The sequence below is a fragment of the Burkholderia sp. APQ4-4ca genome (genome assembly GCF_057837105.1).
Map to the genome: position 1 here is coordinate 1 of NZ_JBYQCG010000060.1, position 19,603 is coordinate 19,603.

Consider the following 19,603-nt stretch of genomic DNA (forward strand, 5'->3'; position numbering starts at 1 on the left):
GAAAACGCTACACGAGCGCCGATATCGTGGCCTGCTATGCGCGCCGCTGGCAAATTGAAACCAGCTATCGAGAACTCAAGCAGACGATGATGGGCATGGCGCCGATCCTGCGCAGCCGCAGCGTTGAGGGGGTGTATCAGGAAATCTGGGGCGCGCTGATTGCCTACAACCTCGTGCGATTGGAGATTGCCAAGGCCGCGCTTGCGGTGAAGTGCGAGCCGACCGAGATTAGCTTCGTGCGCGCCTTCCACGTCATCCAGTACGAATTGCACTGGGCCGCGGTTACCCGTGCGCAGGGCAAACTCCCAGCCCTGCTGCAACGACTGCGACTACGTCTGGTCGCGCTACTCAAAGAAGAACGGCCCGCTCGAAAATTCGAGCGGGCCGTGAAGGCCGTGCCAAAACGCTATGCCGTCCGCGTCCTTAAAAAGAACCTTAACTGAACGGCATTAGGGCTTCGGCCCGTCTTTTTTTGTTTAGACTTGGAGTGTCAGGCCATTTGCACTCCAGGGAGTCGTCATGCCACACACTCATTACACCACGCTCATCTCCGCCGCCAATCTCGCCGAGCGCCTGGCCGCGGCGCCCGGCAGCGTCGCGCTGTTCGACTGCCGCTTCGATCTCGTCGACCCCGGCGTCGGCGAAACCGCCTACGCGGCCGGCCACCTCCCCGGCGCGCAATATCTTCATCTCGACCGCGACCTGTCGGGCCGCAAGACGGGCACCAACGGCCGCCATCCGCTGCCGACCCGAGACGCACTCGCGACGCTGCTCGCCAGCCGTGGCCTCAAGCAGGGTCAGCAGGTCGTCGCGTACGACGCGCAAGGCGGCGCCTATGCGGCGCGCCTGTGGTGGCTGCTGCGCTGGCTCGGCCACGATTCGGTTGCCGTGCTCGATGGCGGTCTGCAAGCCTGGGAAGCGGCCGGCCAGCCGCTGACGACCGACGTGCCGCAACCGGCCGCCGGCGACTTCCGCTCGGCCACGCCGCTCGAATCGACGGTCGATGCGGCGGCCGTACTCGCGAACGTGTCGTCGCCCGCGCGCGTCGTGATCGATGCCCGCGCACCGGATCGCTATCGCGGCGAAAACGAAACGATCGACCGGGTGGGCGGCCACATTCCGGGGGCGCGCAACCGTTTCTTCAAGGACAACCTGACTGCCGACGGCCGCTTCAAGACCGGCCATGAACTGCGCGAGGCATTCACGACCGTGCTGGCCGGCACCGAGCCGAACCGCGTGATCCTGCAATGCGGCTCGGGCGTCACCGCATGCCACAACGCGCTAGCGCTGGAAGTGGCCGGCCTGCACGGCGCGTCGCTGTACCCGGGCTCGTGGAGCGAATGGAGCGCCGATCCGTCGCGACCGATCGCGACCGGCCCGAATCCTTGAGCACCCGCGCGGCGCGACGACGATGATGCGGCGGCCGATGCCGCGGCGGCAGTTGCCACCGCTCGTCGTTTACATCACGCCGTACTTGTGGAACCACTCGATCGCGCGCTTCCAGCCGTCCTCGGCATCGCCCTTCACGTAACTCGGCCGGTAGTCGGCGAAGAACGCGTGACCGGCATCCGGATACACGACGATCTCCGATTCGCGCGCGCGCTTCGAATCGCTCGCCTGGATCGCCTTGCGCATGTCCGCGAGCGACGCCTGCGTGATGTTCTGATCCTTCTCGCCATACAGCCCGAGCACCGGCACCTTCAGCAACGACGCATGGTCGACCGGATTGAACGGCGTCATCTCGTCGGTCTTGCCTTCGACGAACCCGTACCACGCCACGGCGGCCAGCACGTGCGGATTGTGTTCCGCATACAGCCACGCCTGGCGGCCGCCCCAGCAGAACCCCGTCACGCCGAGACGCGACAGGTCGCCGCCGTTCTTGCCGGCCCATGCGACGGTCGCATCGAGATCCTCCGTCACCTGCCGGTCCGGCACCTTGCTGATGATGTGGTCGTACAACTCCTTCATCGTCGGATACTTCGCCGCATTGCCCTGCCGGACGAACAGGTCGGGCGCGATCGCGAGATAACCGAGCTTCGCGAAGCGTCGACATACATCGGCGATATGCGCGTGCACGCCGAAGATCTCGTGGATCACGATGACGACCGGCAGGTTCGTCTTGTCGACCGGCTGGGCGCGATACGCCGGAATACTCGCATCGCCCGAGCGGATCTCGATGGTGTCGATGTCCAGCCCGGCGCTGTCGGTCGTGACCGTCTGCGCCGACACGGGCAGCACGGCCGCCGCGAAGGTGCCGCCGAGCGCAGCCTGCATGAACTTGCGGCGCGAGAACGGGACGTGGGGGACCAGGCTGTCGACTTCGGGTTTCAACATGAATGCACTCCTCGATTGGGGCGCCGCCGTCACGATCGCGGATACGACATGACGGGGCATCGCACCGCCACGCGGCGCGGAGGTCGCGGCGGTTGGCACCCCGCCGCAAACGAAAACCCGGACAAGATGCCCAATAATCCGTTGTCGCGTCAACTGTCGGATGTGTAAGACTCGATTACGACGCGTGGCGGCGCCCGCCGAATCGGTCATCGCACGGCGGCCCGTATCGCGCGTCGACGCGCGACCGAATCCGTGTGAGCCGAAAAGAAAAACGGGCGGCGAACACGCACGATAGGCGCATTCCCCGCCCGCGCCACGCGCAACGACGCGATCAGTGCAGCTTGACGCGCGGCAGCGTCGTGCGCCGCAGCCAGTGCGCGACCGTGTCGAGCATCATGCGCGGGTAACCGTGCAGCGCCGCGATGTGCAGCCGGTACAGCGACATGTACATGAAACGCGCGAACAGCCCTTCGATCAGCATGTTGCCGCCGATCAGCCCGCCCATCAGGTTGCCGACCGCGCTGAAGTGACCGAGCGACACGAGCGAGCCGAAATCGCGATACGTGAACTCGGGCTGCGGGCGCCCTTCGAGCCGGCAGCCGATCGCCTTGAGCAGGAAACTCGCCTGCTGGTGCGCCGCCTGCGCGCGCGGCGGCACGTTGCGTTCGTTGCCCGGCCATGCGCAGGCCGCACAATCGCCGAGTGCGAACACGTTGTCGTCGGTGAAGGTCTGCAGCGTGCGGCGCACGTCGAGCTGACCGAGCTTGTTGACCTGAAGGCCGTCGAGGTGCGAGAGCACGGACGGCGCCTTGATGCCGGCCGCCCAGACCGTCAGATCCGCGCGCACCGCCTTGCCGCTCGCGGTATGCACGAACCCGGGCGCCACCTCGGTCACGCGCTCGCCGAGCATCAGCCGCACGCCGAGCTTTTCGAGCAGTTCGGCCGTCGCCGCCGACACGCGCTCCTGCAGTGCCGGCAGGATCCGCGGCCCCGATTCGATCAGCACGATGCCGACGTCATGGCGCGGATCGAGCTTGTGCAGCCCGTACACGGACAGCACCTGCGCGGTATTGCGCAGTTCCGCGGACAACTCGACGCCCGTCGCGCCGCCGCCGACGATCACGACCTGGATGCGCGGCTCGGTCGACTCGCCCGGCGCGGTGGGCGCCGGCGCCTGGTGCTCGGCACGCATGCATGCCGCGATCAGCCGCTTGCGGAAGCGTTCGGCCTCGCCGACCGTATCGAGTGCGATCGCGTTTTCCGGCGCGCCCTGCACGCCGAAGAAGTGGGTCGTGCTGCCGATCGCGATCACCAGCGTGTCGTATTCCAGCTCGCGCGCCGGCAACAGTTCCTCGCCGTCGCTGTCGTTGATGGGCGACAGCGTGATGTGCTTCGCCGCGCGGTCGAGCGCGGTCAGCTCGCCCTGCTGAAACTCGAAGCCGTGCCAGCGCGCCTGCGCCGCATACTCGAGCTCCTGCGTGAACGGATCCATGCTGCCGGCCGCGACCTCGTGCAGCAGCGGTTTCCAGATGTGCGTCGGATTGCGGTCGACGAGCGTGACGAGCGCACGCGCGGGACGATTGCCGCGTGCGCCGTAACGGTCGCCGAGCCGCGTCGCCAGTTCCAGGCCGCCCGCGCCTCCGCCTACGATGATGATCCGATGCATCCGATTCCCCCTTTGCGATTCGAAACTGCTGCCGCCGGATAAAGCAAACGCGATGCATTCGCACAGCCCGGTGGATTAACCGGTTCGGACACCATCGATGTGCAGTTCGAAGCACTTCGATGCGGCCGATCCGGCACGCGGGGCGCGCCGCCCCGCGTCAATGGCATGACTGACATGCATTGTCCGGGAGCTTGCGCGTTGACCACAAGCAAACCATCTCGATATTCGGCATCCCTGCAACAATATGCCGCGGGCAGCAAGGAATCGTACGGGGTGCGTCAGTGTGCCTCTTCCCAGTTCGCGCCGGCGCCCACTTCGGCGACCAGCGGCACCTTCAGCTTCGCGACGCCGCACATCATTTCCGGCAGTTTCTCGCGCACGAGCGACAGCTCGCTTTCGGGCACCTCGAGCACCAGTTCATCGTGCACCTGCATGATCATGCGCGACGCAAGCCGGTCGCGCGTGAGCCAGTCGTCCACGGCGATCATCGACAGTTTGATCAGGTCGGCCGCCGTGCCCTGCATCGGTGCATTGATCGCCGCGCGCTCGGCCGCCTGGCGACGCGGACCGTTGCCGCCGTTGATCTCGGGCAGCCACAGGCGGCGACCGAAAACGGTTTCGACGTAGCCGTTCTCCTTGGCCGCCGCGCGCGTGTCTTCCATGTACTGCGCGACGCCCGGATAGCGCGCGAAATAACGGTCGATATAGAGCTTCGCCGCGTCGCGCGTGATACCGAGATTCGATGCGAGCCCGAACGCGCTCATCCCGTAGATGAGCCCGAAGTTGATCACCTTCGCGATCCGGCGCTGGTCGGAATTGACCTCCAGCGGCGTCACGCCGAACACCTCGGCGGCCGTCGCGCGGTGGATGTCCTCGCCCTGCGAGAACGCGCGCAGCAGCGACGCGTCGCCCGAGATGTGCGCCATGATCCGCAGTTCGATCTGCGAATAGTCGGCCGACACGATCCGGTGGCCCGGCGAGGCAATGAACGCCTCGCGGATGCGCCGGCCTTCGGCCGTGCGCACCGGAATGTTCTGAAGATTGGGATCGTTCGACGCAAGGCGGCCCGTCACCGCGACCGCCTGCGCATAATTCGTATGCACGCGGCCGGTGGCGGGGTTCACCATGCGCGGCAACTTGTCGGTATAGGTCGACTTCAGCTTCGACAGCCCGCGGTGCTCGAGCAGCAGCTTCGGCAGCGGGTAGTCCTCGGCCAGCTTCTGCAGCACTTCCTCGTCCGTCGACGGCGCGCCGCTCGGCGTCTTTTTCACGACCGGCAACTGCAGCTTCTCGAAGAAGATCTGCCCGATCTGCTTCGGCGAGCCGAGATTGAATTCGCCGCCTGCCAGTTCGTACGCCTGGCCCTCGAGCTCGATCAGGCGCGTCGCGATTTCGGTGCTCTGCGCGTGCAGGCGCGCATCGTCGATCAGCACACCGGTGCGCTCCATCTTGCGCAGCACGAGCGCCACCGGCATCTCGATCTCGCGGTACACGCGCTCGAGGCCCGGCTCGCGCGCGACTTGCGGATACAGCGCGTGATGGAGCTGCAGCGTGATGTCCGCGTCTTCGGCCGCGTATTCGGCGGCCTGCGCGAGCGCCACTTCGTCGAAACCGATCTGCTTCGCGCCCTTGCCGGCCACGTCCTCGTACTTGATCGTCTTGACGCCCAGATGACGCAGCGCGAGGCTGTCCATGTCGTGCGTGCGGTGCGATTCGAGCACGTACGATTCGAGCAGCGTGTCGTGCTCGATGCCGTTCAGCGCGATGTCGTAGTTCGCGAGCACCTGTGCGTCGTACTTCAGGTGCTGGCCGACCTTCTTGTGATCGGGCGACTCGAGCCACGGCTTCAGGCGCGCGAGCACTTCGTCGAGCGGAAGCTGCTCGGGCATGTCGGGGCCGCGGTGCGCGACCGGCAGGTAGGCCGCCTTGCCCGGCTCGATCGAGAACGACAGGCCGACGAGCCGTGCGAGCATCGGATCGAGCGCGGTCGTCTCGGTGTCGAACGCGGTCAACGCGGCCGCATCGATCTTCGCGAACCACGCGTCGAACTGTTCCCAGGTCTGGATCGTGTCGTATTCGCGCGCGACGTCGGCTGCGATCAGCGGGGCCGGCTCGCCTTCCGGCGCATCGGCGCCGCCGCCTTCGGCCGGTGCGCTCTCGACTTCGCGCAGCCAGGTCTTGAAGCCGTAGCGCGCGAAGATGTCGCGCAGCAGGTCGCGCGCCTCGCCGTCGCTCTTCAGCGACGCTTCGATCGAGTCGAGATGCGGTGCGAGATCGCAGGCCGTGTCGACCGTCACGAGCCGGCGGCCCAGCGGCAGGAAATCGAGCGCGCGGCGCAGGTTGTCGCCGACCACGCCCTTGATCTCGGCCGCGTGTTCGATCACGCCGTCGAGGCTGTCGTATTGCGACAGCCATTTCACGGCCGTCTTCGGCCCGCATTTCTCGACGCCCGGCACGTTGTCGACGGTGTCGCCGATCAGCGCGAGATAGTCGATGATGCGCTCGGGCGGCACGCCGAACTTCGCGAGCACGCCGTCGCGGTCGAGCGTCTCGTTGGTCATCGTGTTGACGAGCGTGACGCGGCCGGTCACGAGCTGCGCGAGATCCTTGTCGCCGGTCGACACGATCACGTTCATCCCGTGCCGTTCGGCTTCGCGCGCGAGCGTGCCGATCACGTCGTCGGCCTCGACGCCTTCGACCATCAGCAGCGGCCAGCCGAGCGCGCGCACCGCGCCGTGGATCGGCTCGACCTGCAACGCGAGATCGGGCGGCATCGACGGACGGTTTGCCTTATAGTCGGCATAAAGGTCGTCGCGGAACGTCTTGCCCTTTGCATCGAACACGCAAGCGCTATACTCTGCACTGACTTCCTTGCGCATACGGCGCAGCATGTTGATGATTCCGTAGAGCGCTCCGGTCGGCTCCCCGCCAGGGCCACGCAAATCAGGCATCGCATGGTAAGCCCGATACAGATAGCTCGAACCGTCAACCAATAGCAGGGTCTTACCTTCCAGATTTCGTTCTTCAGGCATTATGAACAAGAGAAAAGTGATTCCGAGTCTGCGTTCGCTCGCAGATCAAGAGCGCGCGACGGCCAAGAAGGCGCGCGCATCGTGGCAGATGTTCACGATTATGGCAGAGTTTATCGAGGCGACCGAGTACCTGTCGGAGATCCGCCCGGCTGTCAGCATCTACGGTTCTGCCCGCCTCAAACCCGACACGCCGCACTACAAGCTCGCCGTGCAGATCGCCCGCAAGCTGTCGGACGCCGGCTTCGCGGTGATCTCCGGCGGCGGCCCCGGCATCATGGAAGCCGCGAACAAGGGGGCGCACGCCGGCAAGGCGCCGTCGGTCGGCCTGAACATCGAGCTGCCGCACGAGCAGGCCGGCAACCATTACCAGGACATCTCGCTGCGCTTCCGCCACTTCTTCACGCGCAAGGTCACGTTCGTGAAGAATTCGGACGCGGTGATCGTGATGCCGGGCGGCTTCGGCACGCTCGACGAACTGTCAGAAGTGCTCACGCTGATCCAGACGAAGAAATCGCGCCTCGTGCCGATCATCCTCGTCGGTAGCGAATTCTGGCAGGGGCTGCTGCAATGGTTCCGCGATCAACTGATTCCGATGGGCCTGATCAATCCGGAAGACATGGATCTGATGCAGGTGATCGACGATCCCGACCAGGTGCTCGACGCGGTGCTCGCGTTCTACGAGGACAGCGGCGAGGAGGAAGGTTCGGACGATGACGATCATCCGCCGCGCCCCGAGGAAGACCGGATGTTCTATCTGTAACCGGTCGGTGACGGTAGCCGGCCCGACGGCCGGCTGTCGTGCCTGGCACGCAATGAGCAACGCGTGCCGGCCGCTCGCCGGGCGCGATTTTGTAACGCGCCGTTAATACCCGTTCGCCGCCGCGCGCGGTCGAATGTCAAATCCCGCCGTCGGCGCTGCGTCATGCGACGGGATCAGCCGCACCGGCGGCCCGCCACTGTCAAATGGATGGCCCTTCGCGCGCGCACGCACCGCCAATCCTCCGTAATAATCACGACTCGCCTTTTCCGTCGCCCGGCAGCACACTGCATTCTGTCGGCGCGGCGTTCCCCCGGTGGGACGGTCCCCCTCGCTTCCATCGCGTCGCGTCGGCCCATTCATCACGACACCACGGAAAAGAACATGCAACGCTCGCTGATCGCCCTCGCTTTCGCCGGCCTCGGCCTTTCGCTGTCCGGCCTCGCTCACGCCGTCAACGTCGACGTCAACATCGGCACGCCCGCGCCGGTCGTGGTCGCTCCCGCACCGGCGGTAATCGTCGGCTGGCACGGCGACCGCTACTGGGACGGCCGTCGTTACTGGGAACGCCGCGAGTGGGAGGATCACGAGCGTCATCGCGGCCATGGCGGCTATCACTGCCCGCCGGGGCACGCGAAAAAGGGCGAATGCTGAACGCCTGAGCGCGGGCCATCCGGCCTTCGCGCCGAAACGAAAAGAACAAGGCCGCACGCGAACGCAAGTTCGCGTGCGGCCTTTGTCGTGATGGACGCCGTTGCGCCGTGTGTCGTTACTGGAACGCCACTTCCGCGAAGCTCCGCAGCTTCCGGCTATGCAGCTTGTCGAGCCCGTTCGTGCGCAGGATCTCCATCGCCTTCACGCCGATCTGCAGATGCTGGTCGACCTGCCCGCGATAGAACGTGTCGGCCATGCCCGGCAGCTTCAGCTCGCCATGCAGCGGCTTGTCCGACACGCACAGCAGCGTGCCGTACGGCACCCGGAAGCGGAAACCGTTCGCGGCGATCGTCGCGCTTTCCATGTCGAGCGCGATCGCGCGGCTCTGCGACAGCCGCTGCACGGGCTCGCGATGGTCGCGCAGCTCCCAGTTGCGGTTGTCGACGCTCGCGACCGTGCCCGTGCGCATCACGCGCTTCAGTTCCACGCCCTCGAGCCGCGTGACCTCGGCCACGCCGCGCTCGAGCGCGAGCTGCACTTCGGCCAGCGCCGGGATCGGCACCCACAGCGGCAGGTCGGCGTCGAGCACGTGATCTTCCCGCACGTAGCCGTGCGCGAGCACGTAGTCGCCGAGGCGCTGCGTGTTGCGCAGCCCCGCGCAGTGACCGAGCATCACCCACGCGTGCGGGCGCAGCACCGCGATGTGATCGGTGATCGTCTTCGCGTTCGACGGGCCGACGCCGATGTTGACCATCGTGATCCCGCTGCCGTCCGCGCGCTTCAGGTGATACGCGGGCATCTGCGGCAGGCGCGGCGGCGCGGTGCCCTCGGCCGGCTCGCCGCCGAGGTTCGCGTTGTACGTCACGACGTCCCCCGGCTCGACGAACGCGCTGTATTCGCTGCGGTACGCGCGCACCTCCGGATCGTCGCTTTCCGTCATCATCGTGCGGCCGAGCTTCACGAACTCGTCGATGTAGAACTGGTAGTTCGTGTAGAGCACGTAGTTCTGGAAGTGCGTGGGCGACGTCGCCGTGTAGTGGCGCAGCCGATGCAGCGAGAAGTCGACGCGCGCGGCGGTGAACAGCGCGAGCGGATGCGGCTCGCCCGGCGCCGGCTCGAACGTGCCGTTGACGATGCGGTCGTCGAGATACGACAGGTCGGGCGTATCGAAGATGTCGCGCATCGCGAGCAGGCGGTCGCGATCGAGTTCACCCTCGAGATGGATGCCTTCCGGAAACGCGAAATGGATCGGAATCGGCTGCGACGACACGCCGATCTCGATCTTCACATGGTGGTTCTTCGCCAGCAGGCGCAGTTGCTCGCGGTAGTAGTTCGCGAAGAGATCGGGGCGCGTGACCGTCGTCTCGAACACGCCGGGGCCCGCGACGAAGCCGTACGAGCGGCGCGAATCGACGTGCGTGTTGACGTCGGTGCGGATCCGCACGAACGGATAGCACGCGCGCACGTGCTCGGTAATCGCTTCGTGGCGGCGATAGCGCGCGAACGCATCGCGCAGGAAGCCCGTATTCGTGTCGTAAATGGCGGACAGCCGCGCGACGGCAGCGATCGGATCGTCGAAAGCCTCGATCGACGGGCTTTCGGGCGACAGCACACGGTGCCGGCGGCTCAAATCGTTCTTCATTTTCATCACCTCGTCTGATCCGACGACATTACCACGGAACCCGGTCGCCCTTATGGCCGCCCCTGCGCACGCCGGGGCCGGATGGCGCGCAGTATTTGCTAAAATCGGTAGGTTCACTGGAGACTCATCATGAAGCCGCTCATTTTCGTCGCCGCTGCCGTCGCGTTTGCCGCCGCCGGCGTCGCTCACGCCGCCGGCGGCACGCCTGACGCCGACGCGCAGGCCCGGGCCGAGGCCAACGAAGCCGCCGGCCTGCCCGATCTCCGCAAGATCAACCGGCCGGGCGCCGAAGTCACGTCGAAAGTGGACTTCGCCGACATCCGCCGCACGCCGAGCTTCCACGAAAAGAGCAAGAACGGCACCGAGGTCACCGAGTACCGCGACCGCGGCAAGCCGGTCGAAATCGACGTGAAGTCGAACTTCGGCACGCGCTACCAAATGAGCTCGACCCCCGACACGTCGCCGAAGCCGCACGACGCGGGCATCCCGATCACGCGCCTGCCGTCGCTGAACCTGCGCTACTGATTCCGTGGCGCCGCACACCGACCGCGCCGCGCCGCCCCTTCATCTGCTGTCGCGCTGCACGCCGCCCGCGTGCCGACACCCTGACCTGACGCATCCCGCATGGCCGTTTTCACCGCTGTTTCCGACTCCGATCTCGCGCAATGGATGCGCCACTACGAACTGGGCGACGTGCTTGCGTTCCGCGGCATTCCGTCCGGTATCGAAAACAGCAATTTCTTCCTGACGACGACGCGCGGCGAATACGTCCTCACGATCTTCGAAAAGCTCACGGCGCAGCAGCTGCCGTTCTACCTCGACCTGATGCGCCACCTCGCCGCCCACGGCGTGCCGGTGCCGGACCCGGTCCCGCGTGACGACGGCGCGCTGTTCGGCGAGTTGCACGGCAAGCCGGCCGCGATCGTCACGAAGCTCGACGGCGCGGCCGAACTCGCGCCCGGCGTCGAACACTGCATCGAGGTCGGGCAGATGCTCGCGCGCCTGCACCTCGCGGGGCGCGACTATCCGCGCAGCCAGCCGAACCTGCGCAGCCTGCCGTGGTGGCAGGAGAACGTGCCGGCGATCGTGCCGTTCATCACGGACGCGCAACGCACGCTGCTCGAAGGCGAGCTCGCGCACCAGGCCGGCTTCTTCGCGTCGGACGACTATGCGGCGCTGCCGGCCGGCCCCTGCCATTGCGACCTGTTCCGCGACAACGTGCTGTTCGCGCACGCGGCGCCCGGCACCGGCCACGACGTGCGGCTCGGCGGGTTCTTCGACTTCTATTTCGCGGGCTGCGACAAGTGGCTGTTCGACGTCGCGGTCACCGTCAACGACTGGTGCGTCGACCTCGCGACCGGCGTGCTCGACGTCGCGCGCGCCGACGCGCTGCTGCGCGCGTACCAGACGGTGCGGCCGTTCACGGCCGAGGAACGCCGCCACTGGAGCGACATGCTGCGCGCCGGCGCATACCGCTTCTGGGTGTCGCGCCTGTACGACTTCTACCTGCCACGCGCGGCCGAGATGCTCAAGCCGCACGACCCCGGCCATTTCGAACGCATTCTGCGTGAGCGTATCGCGCATACGCCCGCGCTTCCCGAGATCCAAACCGCATGCAACTGATCGAAGTGCCCGCGAAAACGGGCTATGTCTGGTTCCGTCAAGGCATCTGGCTGTTCCGCCGGAACCCGCTCGCGTTCATCACGCTGTTCTTCACGTACCTACTCGCGATCACGCTGGTGTCGAGGGTGCCCGTGATCGGCTCCGCGCTGCCGCTGGTGTTCATTCCCGGCATCGCGGTCGGCTTCATGGCCGCGTGCCGCGACACGGTGGCCGGCAAGACCGTGATGCCGACGATCCTCGTCGACGGCTTTCGCTCGTACGGCGCCGTCGCGACCCAGCGGCTGCTCGTCCTCGGCGTAATCTACGTCGCGTCGATGGTGCTGGTGTTCGCCGCGTCGTCGTTCGTGGACGGCGGCGCGCTGTTCCACGTGATGATGGGTGCGGCCGACGAAGCGAACACGACGCCCGAGACGCTCGCCGCGCAAGGCACGCTCGGCGCGCTGTTCTTCGCGACGCTGCTCTATCTGCCGGTCGCGATGCTGTTCTGGTTCGCGCCGGTGCTGGTCGCGTGGCATGACGTCCCGCCCGCGAAGGCGCTGTTCTTCAGCGTCGTCAGTTGCTGGCGCAATCGCGGCGCGTTCGTCGTGTACGGCGTGCTGTGGTTCGGCGTCGCGCTCGGCACGTCGCTCGTGCTGTCGCTGCTGCTGCAGGCGCTCGGCGCCGGCGCGTATGCGCTCACGATCATGATGCCGGTGACGATCATCATCGTCACGATGCTGTACTGCTCGTTCTATGCGACCTATCGCGGCTGCTTCGGCGTGCAGGAACCGGGCGCCACGACGACGACGTCGGGCCGCTGACTGACTGCTCTCCCGGCCGGCGCGGGCTGCCCGCCGCCGGCCGGCGCGCTGTTTTCCCGCACCGCGGCGTCGCGCGGCGCGCTTCTGCTCCCCCTTCTTCCGGTATCGAACGCTGCGGGTCGCCCCTGTTCAACGCGATCTTTTGCGCGCAAAATAATTTGCGTACAAATCGTTCGCGCATCCGATGCGCTACCCGAATCATGGATCGCCTGCCTCCGCTGCCCCAGACGCTCGACGAGCAACTCTGCTTCGCGCTTTATTCGACTTCGCACGCGATGACGAAGGCGTACAAGCCGCTGCTCGACAAGTTGTCGCTGACCTATCCCCAATATCTCGCGATGCTCGTGCTGTGGGAGCGCGACGACATGGCCGTGAAGGACGTCTCGGCGCGGCTCGACCTCGATCCGGCCACGGTCACGCCGCTGCTCAAGCGGCTGGAAGCGCTCGGCTACGTCGAGCGCGTGCGAAGCGCGGCCGACGAACGGGTGGTCAACGTGCGCGTGACGCCGGAAGGCCGTGCGCTGAAGGACCGCGCGCACTCGGTGCCCGCCGACCTTTTTTGCGCGATGCAACAGACACCCGAATTCCTGGTGAGGCTGCGCGCCGATCTCCAGCAGTTGCGCGACGCGTTGTCGGTGGCCAACGAACGCTGACACTTCGCGCATGAAGCGACCCGCCCGGCACGCCGGGTTTTTCTTCAAAATTTAATTTGCACACAAATCATTAGTGTTCTATATTTCAGTCGTGGCCGGCGACATCCCGTTTGACCGGACCGCTTTCTCCCTCTCTTCCCGACAGGAGCTGCACGATGAACATTCTGTACAAGACCAGCGCCACGAGCACCGGCGGCCGCGACGGCCGCGCAGTATCCGCCGACAACAAGCTGGAAGTGAAGCTGGCGGCGCCGCGCGAACTCGGCGGCACGGGCGCGGAAGGCACGAATCCGGAGCAACTGTTTGCCGCAGGTTACTCGGCCTGCTTCCTGAGTGCGATGAAATTCGTCGCGGGCCAGAACAAGCAGACGCTGCCGGCCGATACGCAAGTAACGGCGGAAGTGGGCATCGGCCCGAACGATGCAGGCGGCTTCGGGCTCGACATCGAGTTGCGCGTGTCGCTGCCGGGGCTCGACAAGAACGACGCGCAAGCGCTGGTCGACAAGGCACACCACGTGTGCCCGTATTCGAACGCGACGCGCAACAACGTGCCGGTGCGCCTGACGATCGTCTGACACGACGCCGGTTCGGGTTTCACGCGAATACAAAAAGGGCGCGTGCGGCACCATGCCGCACGCGCCCTTTTGCGCGATGCATCGAAACGGCGGGCCGGCAGGCCCGCGCGCGCCGCTTAGCGCGCGCCGATCGAATACGGACGATTCATTGCCGCGTCGCGATCGATCTTGCGCATGCGGAATTCGAGATCGTAGATGTCGGTGGCTTCGGCCAGGTACGCGTCGGCGCGCTCTTTCGCAGCCTTTTCAGCGTTCTTGGTCAGCATCAGGAAGAGGTGGCTCAGCAGGTACATGGTCGATCTCGCTGTTCAAAGGTTCTTGACTAGGGTTTTCCCGAATTATAGGGAAAACCCTAGGCTTTGACCAGCACCGATCAAACGGTGCGTCGTTCGGTCGCCACAGTGCGACGACGGGTTTCGAAAAAAGCCCAGATCATCACGCTTGCGTCGGGGCCGACCGCCGCGTGAAACGGCACGGCTTCGTCGCCGCCGGCCCACGCGTGATCCAGCCCTTTCACGTGACACAGCCGCACCACCGGCTCGCCGTCGCGGCATACATCGGTAATCTGGACGCCCGTTTTGCGCGTCTCGACGCGCTCGCCGCCGCGCAGCGCGCCCCGGCTGTCGGCGAGCCCGTTCAGGCGCATGAACTGGACGGTCAGTTGATCGGCGTTCTTCGGCGCGACGACATGATCGCCGTCGCCCTGGACGATCAGCGCCGGCATGCCCGGATACGCGCCGGCGTCGACCAGCGCATCGACCGCCGCGGCCGGGTTCTGCCGCAAACCGCGGCGCATCACGTCCATCGCGGTGATGCCGGAATTCGCTTCGCCGAGCGCGGGGCCCGAGTGCAACGCGACCGCCGCGAAACGGTCCGGGTGGTGCAGCGCAAGCAGCGAAGCGAGCCCCGCGCCGGCCGACAGCCCCGCGACGTAGACGCGCGACGCGTCGAAACCGTGCTCGTCGACCAGCGCGTCGACCAGCGCCGCCACCGTGTCCGCCTCGCCCCGCCCCGCGCGGTCGGTGTCTTCATACCAGTGCCAGCACCCATGCGCGTGCGCACGCAGCGACTGTTCCGGATACAGCACCGCGAAGCCGTGCTTGTCGGCCAGCAGGTTCATCCGCGTGCCCTGCGCGAACTCGTCGACGGACTGCTGGCACCCGTGCAGCATCACGACGAGCGGCATCGCGCCACGCCGGCGGCCGGACGGCACGTAGAGCCCGTACGCGAGGTTCTGGACAAGGCGACCGAGCGCGGGCGCCATCGGATATTCGCCGCGCGTCCACTCGCCGGCCGCCCACGCGGCCGCGCGCGGTCGCACACGCGACTCGCGAGGGGGGGACGGATCGGATACGGCAGGAGAGGCCGCGGCCTCGAGTGCGTCGCGGGTGATGCGCTGCGCGTCGCGCGCCGCGCGCTTGGCGACCGGGGACAGCATGCGTTTCATGCCGCCCAGCCATACCTTGGTCAGACTTTTGGTCATCGATCGGGCTCGCAGTCAGGAAAAATAGGGCGCCATGAGAGGCGCCACAACGGATGCATCGTTCGACTTTGTGCAATGCACCATAACATTGTTTCCAGGATTTTTCCTGCTCGTCGATCGTGCCCGGTCGCGCAAAAAACGGGCCTCATGCGGACGCGGCGCTATACTGGGGTTTCGTCGCTTGTATCCGTTGTAGTCGTTCTTCCCGGCTCGCGCGTTGATTTAAGCATTGTCCCCGCCTTCGTTCGTCCCCTTCCCGATGTTCGACCTGCCCGCTCACCTGTGGATCATGATTACCGCGTTCGGCGGCGCCGGCCTGACCTTGCCGCTCGCGATCACGATCGCCGTCTGGCTCGCGCTCGGCTACTCGTGGCAGCGTGCGGCCGCGTGGCTCGGCGTGCTCGCGGCCGCGATCGGCGTGGTGGCGCTCACGAAGATCGCGTTCCTCGGCTGGGGCATCGGCATCCGCGCGTGGGATTTCACCGGGTTCAGCGGCCATGCGATGCTGTCGACGTCGGTGTATCCGGTCGCGATTTTCCTCGCGCTGATCCGCACGCGCACGCCGGTGCGGCTCGCCGGCATCGCGCTCGGGCTGGCGGCCGGCGTCGCGGTCGGCGTGTCGCGGGTCGCGCTCGACGCGCATTCGCCGTCCGAATCGATTACCGGCTGCCTCGTCGGCGGAGTCGCCGCGCTCACGTTCATCGCCGGCTCGTGGCGCGCGACGCCGCACCGCTGGTCGGTGCCGGCGGTCGTCGCGAGCCTCGCGCTCGTCACCGTGGCGCTGCACGGCCTCACGGTGCCGTCGCATCGCTGGGTCACCAAGGTCGCGCTGGAACTGTCGGGCCACGAGCGCCCATTCGTCCGCGCGCGCTGGAAGGCCAATCCGAACTACCATCCCGCGTCGCAGCCGTCGTCGCTGCAGCGCACCCGATCCGCGCCGCCCACGCTTCACGCGTAACCGGCCGCCCGTTTTCACGTCCGACCATTTCATGCGCACCGTCGCATGAGCACTATGCCGAGCGTTATAACCCGCCCTATATTACGATTACGGTTTCCATCCATTCACGACGAACCTCCATGCGCTCAACCGTCCGTCCGCTTCGCCGCACCCTGCTTCGCCTGCTGCCGATCGCCACGCTTGCCGCCGCGGTCGCGTTCAGCGCACCCGCTTGCGCCGCCGACGAACTGGTCGTGTCGGCGGCCGCCAGCCTCACGAACGCGTTCAAGGCCGTCGGCGACGCGTACGAGAAGCAGCATCCGGACACCAACGTGCTGTTCAATTTCGGCGCATCGGACGTGCTGATGCAGCAGATCGCCAAGGGCGCACCGGCCGACGTGTTCGCGTCGGCCGACCAGAAGGCGATGGATCGCGCGGTGAACGAGAAGGTGATCGTGCCCGGCACGCGCCGCGATTTCGCGGCGAACTCGCTCGTGCTGATCGTGCCGGCGGACAGCCGCGCGCCCGCGCCGGCGTCGCTGAACGACCTGAAAGCGCCGGGCGTGAAGCGCATCGCGTACGGCGATCCGGCCTCGGTGCCGGTCGGCCGCTACACCGAGGGCGCGCTGCGCGCGGCCGGCGTGTGGGATGCGGTCAGCGCGAAGGGCGTGCTGGCCGCCAACGTGCGCCAGAGCCTCGACTACGTCGCGCGCGGCGAGGTCGACGCGGGCTTCGTGTTCGGCACCGACGCGGCGATCATGCCGGGCCGCGTGAAGATCGCGCTGACGGTGCCGACCCAGACGGCCATCACCTACCCGATCGCCGTGGTCAAGGACAGCCGCCACGCCGCGCAGGCGCAGTCGTTCATCGATTTCGTCGCGTCGCCGCAGGGGCAGGCCGTGCTGTCGACGTTCGGCTTCAAGTCCGCCAAGTGAGCAAATCGCGATGCAAGACGCCTGGGTCCCGCTGCTGCTGTCGCTGAAGGTTGCCGGCTGGGCGACCGCGCTCGACATCGTGCTCGGCGTCGCGGCCGCGTTCATGCTCGCACGCTGGCGCTCGCCGCTGCGCGACGTCGTCGATTCCGTGCTGACGCTGCCGCTCGTGCTGCCGCCGACCGTGCTCGGCTATTACCTGCTCGTGCTGCTCGGCCGGCGCGGCGTGTTCGGCGCGTGGCTCGACACGTTCGGCATCGAACTGGTGTTCACGTGGCAAGGCGCGGTGATCGCGTCGATGATCGTCGCGTTTCCGCTGATCCTGAAATCGGCGCGCGCGGCGTTCGAGGGCGTCGATCCGCATCTCGAGCGCGCCGCCCGCACGCTCGGGCTCGGTGAAGCCGCGGTGTTCTTCCGCGTGACGCTGCCGCTCGCCGCGCGCGGGATCCTCGCGGGGGCGCTGCTCGCGTTCGCGCGCGCGCTCGGCGAATTCGGCGCGACGCTGATGATCGCCGGCAACCTGCCCGGCCGCACGCAGACGCTGTCGGTCGCGATCTACGCGGCCGTGCAGGCCGGCGACGACAACACGGCCAACTTCCTCGTGCTGGTGACGTCGATCACCTGCGTGCTCGTGCTGCTCGCGACCGGCTGGCTCGTGCCGTCGCGCGCCCGGCGGAGCCAGTTGACATGAAGCACCTGCGCCGCCCGTATCGCGCCCGTCATCCGGCAGCCGGCCCGCTTCGGCGGAGGCCCGCATGAGCGTCGTCGTCGATATCCGCAAGACCTACGCGAACGCCGAACGCCGCTTCACGCTCGACGTGTCGTTCACGGCGACGACGCAGCGCGTCGTGCTGTTCGGGCCGTCGGGCGCGGGCAAGAGCATGACGCTGCAGGCGATCGCCGGGCTGCTGACGCCCGACGAAGGCGCGATCACGCTGAACGGCGAGCCGCTGTTCGACGCCGCGCGCCGCATCGACGTGCCGACCCGCGAACGCCGTGTCGCGTACCTGTTCCAGGACTACGCGCTGTTCCCGCATCTGAACGTGCGCCAGAACATCGCGTTCGGGCTCACGTCCGGCCTGCGCAATCCGCGCGCGAAAACGGCGCCGCCGGAGGTCGCGTACTGGCTGCGCGCGTTCGATCTCGAATCGCTCGCGGGGCAATATCCGTCGCAACTGTCGGGCGGGCAGAAGCAGCGCGTGGCGCTCGCCCGTGCGCTGGTCGCGCAACCGCGCATCCTGCTGCTCGACGAACCGTTCGCGGCGCTCGACGGTGCGATGCGCCAGCGCATGCGCCATGAACTCGCCGAACTGCAGGCGCGGCTCGACATCCCGATGGTACTGATCTCGCACGACCCCGATGACGTCGCCGCGTTCGGCGACCAGGTCGTGCAGTTGAGCGAAGGACGCGTGCGGGCGAGTTCGCCGCACGCCGAGTGGCCGACGCGCGTCACCTGAACGCGCGACGCCGTGGTCGCGAGCGTGGCGCCGGCCGCCACGCCGGAGCCTGAGAGCAGCCGCGTCGCGGCACATGCTGAAAGCGGAAACGAAGCCGGTGCGATGCGCACGCATGCGGCACCGGCTTCACTCCGCCCTGCACGACGGCCGTCGGCCAATGGAAGCCGGGCTGCCGGGCGGGTCAGCCGGTCACCGCCAGAATCACGCTCGACGCCTTGAACAGCGCGATCGCGCGCCGGCCGGCGTCGAGCTGCAACGCATCGACGCTGTCGTTGGTCACGACGGCCGTCAGCGTCCCGCCGCCGTCGAGCGCCAGCGTCACCTCGCTGTTCACCGCGCCCGCCGTGACGGTTTCGACACTGCCGCGCAGCCTGTTCCGTGCGGACACCTTGAGGTCGGGCCCGCCATCGTCGATCGCGAGCACGACCCACGACGCCTTCACCAGCGCGCACGCGCTCGCGCCTTCCCGCAGCCCGAGCGCCTCGGCGCTTTCGTGCGTCAGCACGGCGACGACGGCTTGCCCGCCCGGCAGCGCGAGCGTCACCTCGTCGTTGACGGCGCCGCGCACGATCGACGCGACCTTGCCGAACAACTGGTTGCGCGCGCTCGTCTTCATCCCGATCCGGCCGATCAGCGCCCAGTCGACGTCGAAGCCCGCAACGGCCGCGCTCGCGGCCTCGATGAAGCGGCGATGCTCGCGCTCGATCGTGCGGAATGCGGCGATCAACGACGTCGCGCGCGGCGTCAGCGTCGTGCCGCCGCCGCCCTTGCCGCCCGTCGAACGCGCGACGAGCGGTTCGCCGGCGAGATTGTTCATCGTGTCGACCGCGTCCCACGCGGCCTTGTAGCTGAGGCCCACCGCCTTCGCCGCGCGCGTGATCGAACCGGTGTCGCCGATCGCCGCGAGCAATGCGATGCGCGTCGCGCCGCCGAGCGTCTGTTCGCCGGCGCGCAGCCACAGCTCGCCGCCCAGTTCGAGCGGCCCGGGGGACGAGGAAGAATGCGGTGCGTCGGTCATCATCGGCATGCGTGCGGGAAACGGGCGGCCATTATAGGGT

The 19,603-nt window shown here is 67.1% G+C and carries 20 protein-coding genes; 13 read left to right on the plus strand and 7 right to left on the minus strand.

The genetic code is table 11. From position 1 onward, the window contains the following. Both AC3IFE_RS03070 and AC3IFE_RS03075 read left to right on the plus strand, forming a co-directional pair. Positions 1-443 (plus strand): transposase (locus AC3IFE_RS03070; RefSeq protein WP_489189566.1); only part of this gene is annotated, 443 nt, incomplete at its 5' end. A gap of 76 nt (positions 444-519) precedes the next feature. Then, positions 520-1,389: a sulfurtransferase gene (locus AC3IFE_RS03075; protein WP_489189567.1), complete on the plus strand. Its 870-nt coding sequence runs from the start codon at positions 520-522 to the stop codon at positions 1,387-1,389. Positions 1,390-1,458: 69 nt separating this feature from the next. Here AC3IFE_RS03075 and AC3IFE_RS03080 read toward each other — a convergent pair whose 3' ends face one another. The 3 genes from AC3IFE_RS03080 to polA form a co-directional block, all read right to left on the minus strand. Next, positions 1,459-2,334, minus strand: coding sequence for a dienelactone hydrolase family protein (locus tag AC3IFE_RS03080; protein WP_489189568.1), 876 nt, complete (start codon positions 2,332-2,334; stop codon positions 1,459-1,461). Between the two features lie 331 nt (positions 2,335-2,665). Next, positions 2,666-4,000 carry an NAD(P)/FAD-dependent oxidoreductase gene (locus AC3IFE_RS03085; RefSeq protein WP_489189569.1) on the minus strand — a complete coding sequence of 445 codons (1,335 nt, stop codon included), beginning with the start codon at positions 3,998-4,000 and terminating at the stop codon, positions 2,666-2,668. 278 nt (positions 4,001-4,278) lie between these two features. Continuing rightward, entirely contained in the window at positions 4,279-7,032 is a 2,754-nt protein-coding gene (gene polA / locus AC3IFE_RS03090; protein ID WP_489189570.1) for a DNA polymerase I, read from the minus strand. A gap of 1 nt (position 7,033) precedes the next feature. Between polA and AC3IFE_RS03095 the strand changes: the two genes are divergently transcribed. Then, positions 7,034-7,792 carry an LOG family protein gene (locus AC3IFE_RS03095; RefSeq protein WP_089469314.1) on the plus strand — a complete coding sequence of 253 codons (759 nt, stop codon included), beginning with the start codon at positions 7,034-7,036 and terminating at the stop codon, positions 7,790-7,792. A gap of 381 nt (positions 7,793-8,173) precedes the next feature. Continuing rightward, positions 8,174-8,443 (plus strand): hypothetical protein, encoded by a 270-nt coding sequence (locus AC3IFE_RS03100; protein WP_089469313.1) that lies wholly within the window; start codon positions 8,174-8,176, stop codon positions 8,441-8,443. A gap of 115 nt (positions 8,444-8,558) precedes the next feature. Here AC3IFE_RS03100 and AC3IFE_RS03105 read toward each other — a convergent pair whose 3' ends face one another. After that, a complete protein-coding gene (locus tag AC3IFE_RS03105) occupies positions 8,559-10,085 on the minus strand; it encodes an AMP nucleosidase (RefSeq protein ID WP_050011350.1) in 1,527 nt (508 codons plus the stop codon). Positions 10,086-10,214: 129 nt separating this feature from the next. Here AC3IFE_RS03105 and AC3IFE_RS03110 point away from each other — a divergent pair, with 129 nt between their 5' ends. From AC3IFE_RS03110 to AC3IFE_RS03130, 5 genes are all read left to right on the plus strand, one after another. Further along, a complete protein-coding gene (locus AC3IFE_RS03110) occupies positions 10,215-10,610 on the plus strand; it encodes a hypothetical protein (RefSeq protein ID WP_006486478.1) in 396 nt (131 codons plus the stop codon). Positions 10,611-10,709: 99 nt separating this feature from the next. Next, a complete protein-coding gene (locus AC3IFE_RS03115) occupies positions 10,710-11,708 on the plus strand; it encodes a homoserine kinase (RefSeq protein WP_050011351.1) in 999 nt (332 codons plus the stop codon). Further along, positions 11,699-12,508 (plus strand): BPSS1780 family membrane protein, encoded by an 810-nt coding sequence (locus AC3IFE_RS03120; protein WP_489189571.1) that lies wholly within the window; start codon positions 11,699-11,701, stop codon positions 12,506-12,508. Before AC3IFE_RS03115 ends, AC3IFE_RS03120 begins: the two co-directional genes overlap by 10 nt. A gap of 200 nt (positions 12,509-12,708) precedes the next feature. Then, on the plus strand, positions 12,709-13,161 hold the full coding sequence (locus AC3IFE_RS03125) for a MarR family winged helix-turn-helix transcriptional regulator (protein WP_489189572.1): 453 nt from the start codon (positions 12,709-12,711) through the stop codon (positions 13,159-13,161). A gap of 155 nt (positions 13,162-13,316) precedes the next feature. Continuing rightward, positions 13,317-13,736, plus strand: a complete 420-nt coding sequence (locus AC3IFE_RS03130) for an organic hydroperoxide resistance protein (RefSeq protein ID WP_489189573.1) — start codon at positions 13,317-13,319, stop codon at positions 13,734-13,736. A gap of 116 nt (positions 13,737-13,852) precedes the next feature. Here the strand turns inward: AC3IFE_RS03130 and AC3IFE_RS03135 are convergent, their stop codons facing one another. Both AC3IFE_RS03135 and AC3IFE_RS03140 read right to left on the minus strand, forming a co-directional pair. Continuing rightward, a complete protein-coding gene (locus AC3IFE_RS03135) occupies positions 13,853-14,029 on the minus strand; it encodes a DUF3563 family protein (RefSeq protein WP_069618521.1) in 177 nt (58 codons plus the stop codon). 80 nt (positions 14,030-14,109) lie between these two features. Further along, complete coding sequence (locus AC3IFE_RS03140; RefSeq protein ID WP_489189574.1) at positions 14,110-15,219, minus strand: extracellular catalytic domain type 1 short-chain-length polyhydroxyalkanoate depolymerase; 1,110 nt, start codon at positions 15,217-15,219, stop codon at positions 14,110-14,112. A 259-nt stretch (positions 15,220-15,478) separates the two neighbouring features. On the opposite strand from AC3IFE_RS03140, the gene AC3IFE_RS03145 reads away from it, so the two are divergent. The 4 genes from AC3IFE_RS03145 to AC3IFE_RS03160 all read left to right on the plus strand — a co-directional run bounded on the left by AC3IFE_RS03145 (position 15,479) and on the right by AC3IFE_RS03160 (position 18,545). After that, positions 15,479-16,177 (plus strand): phosphatase PAP2 family protein, encoded by a 699-nt coding sequence (locus tag AC3IFE_RS03145; RefSeq protein WP_089469308.1) that lies wholly within the window; start codon positions 15,479-15,481, stop codon positions 16,175-16,177. Between the two features lie 119 nt (positions 16,178-16,296). Next, a complete protein-coding gene (modA, locus tag AC3IFE_RS03150; protein WP_489189575.1) occupies positions 16,297-17,091 on the plus strand; it encodes a molybdate ABC transporter substrate-binding protein in 795 nt (264 codons plus the stop codon). 10 nt (positions 17,092-17,101) lie between these two features. Further along, on the plus strand, positions 17,102-17,779 hold the full coding sequence (modB, locus tag AC3IFE_RS03155) for a molybdate ABC transporter permease subunit (protein ID WP_489189576.1): 678 nt from the start codon (positions 17,102-17,104) through the stop codon (positions 17,777-17,779). Between the two features lie 64 nt (positions 17,780-17,843). Then, complete coding sequence (locus AC3IFE_RS03160) at positions 17,844-18,545, plus strand: sulfate/molybdate ABC transporter ATP-binding protein (protein WP_089469305.1); 702 nt, start codon at positions 17,844-17,846, stop codon at positions 18,543-18,545. 181 nt (positions 18,546-18,726) lie between these two features. On the opposite strand, the gene AC3IFE_RS03165 is transcribed toward AC3IFE_RS03160, so the two are convergent. Further along, a complete protein-coding gene (locus AC3IFE_RS03165; RefSeq protein WP_489189577.1) occupies positions 18,727-19,563 on the minus strand; it encodes a TOBE domain-containing protein in 837 nt (278 codons plus the stop codon). Positions 19,564-19,603 lie beyond the last annotated feature (40 nt).

What these genes read in the sequence shown, in the direction of transcription:
- AC3IFE_RS03075 (WP_489189567.1), top strand. Translation starts at nt 520, where the DNA reads ATGCCACACACTCATTACACCACGCTCATCTCCGCCGCCAATCTCGCC.
- AC3IFE_RS03080 (WP_489189568.1), bottom strand. Translation starts at nt 2,334, where the DNA reads ATGTTGAAACCCGAAGTCGACAGCCTGGTCCCCCACGTCCCGTTCTCG.
- AC3IFE_RS03085 (WP_489189569.1), bottom strand. Translation starts at nt 4,000, where the DNA reads ATGCATCGGATCATCATCGTAGGCGGAGGCGCGGGCGGCCTGGAACTG.
- polA (WP_489189570.1), bottom strand. Translation starts at nt 7,032, where the DNA reads ATGCCTGAAGAACGAAATCTGGAAGGTAAGACCCTGCTATTGGTTGAC.
- AC3IFE_RS03095 (WP_089469314.1), top strand. Translation starts at nt 7,034, where the DNA reads ATGAACAAGAGAAAAGTGATTCCGAGTCTGCGTTCGCTCGCAGATCAA.
- AC3IFE_RS03100 (WP_089469313.1), top strand. Translation starts at nt 8,174, where the DNA reads ATGCAACGCTCGCTGATCGCCCTCGCTTTCGCCGGCCTCGGCCTTTCG.
- AC3IFE_RS03105 (WP_050011350.1), bottom strand. Translation starts at nt 10,085, where the DNA reads ATGAAGAACGATTTGAGCCGCCGGCACCGTGTGCTGTCGCCCGAAAGC.
- AC3IFE_RS03110 (WP_006486478.1), top strand. Translation starts at nt 10,215, where the DNA reads ATGAAGCCGCTCATTTTCGTCGCCGCTGCCGTCGCGTTTGCCGCCGCC.
- AC3IFE_RS03115 (WP_050011351.1), top strand. Translation starts at nt 10,710, where the DNA reads ATGGCCGTTTTCACCGCTGTTTCCGACTCCGATCTCGCGCAATGGATG.
- AC3IFE_RS03120 (WP_489189571.1), top strand. Translation starts at nt 11,699, where the DNA reads ATGCAACTGATCGAAGTGCCCGCGAAAACGGGCTATGTCTGGTTCCGT.
- AC3IFE_RS03125 (WP_489189572.1), top strand. Translation starts at nt 12,709, where the DNA reads ATGGATCGCCTGCCTCCGCTGCCCCAGACGCTCGACGAGCAACTCTGC.
- AC3IFE_RS03130 (WP_489189573.1), top strand. Translation starts at nt 13,317, where the DNA reads ATGAACATTCTGTACAAGACCAGCGCCACGAGCACCGGCGGCCGCGAC.
- AC3IFE_RS03135 (WP_069618521.1), bottom strand. Translation starts at nt 14,029, where the DNA reads ATGTACCTGCTGAGCCACCTCTTCCTGATGCTGACCAAGAACGCTGAA.
- AC3IFE_RS03140 (WP_489189574.1), bottom strand. Translation starts at nt 15,219, where the DNA reads ATGACCAAAAGTCTGACCAAGGTATGGCTGGGCGGCATGAAACGCATG.
- AC3IFE_RS03145 (WP_089469308.1), top strand. Translation starts at nt 15,479, where the DNA reads ATGTTCGACCTGCCCGCTCACCTGTGGATCATGATTACCGCGTTCGGC.
- modA (WP_489189575.1), top strand. Translation starts at nt 16,297, where the DNA reads ATGCGCTCAACCGTCCGTCCGCTTCGCCGCACCCTGCTTCGCCTGCTG.
- modB (WP_489189576.1), top strand. Translation starts at nt 17,102, where the DNA reads ATGCAAGACGCCTGGGTCCCGCTGCTGCTGTCGCTGAAGGTTGCCGGC.
- AC3IFE_RS03160 (WP_089469305.1), top strand. Translation starts at nt 17,844, where the DNA reads ATGAGCGTCGTCGTCGATATCCGCAAGACCTACGCGAACGCCGAACGC.
- AC3IFE_RS03165 (WP_489189577.1), bottom strand. Translation starts at nt 19,563, where the DNA reads ATGACCGACGCACCGCATTCTTCCTCGTCCCCCGGGCCGCTCGAACTG.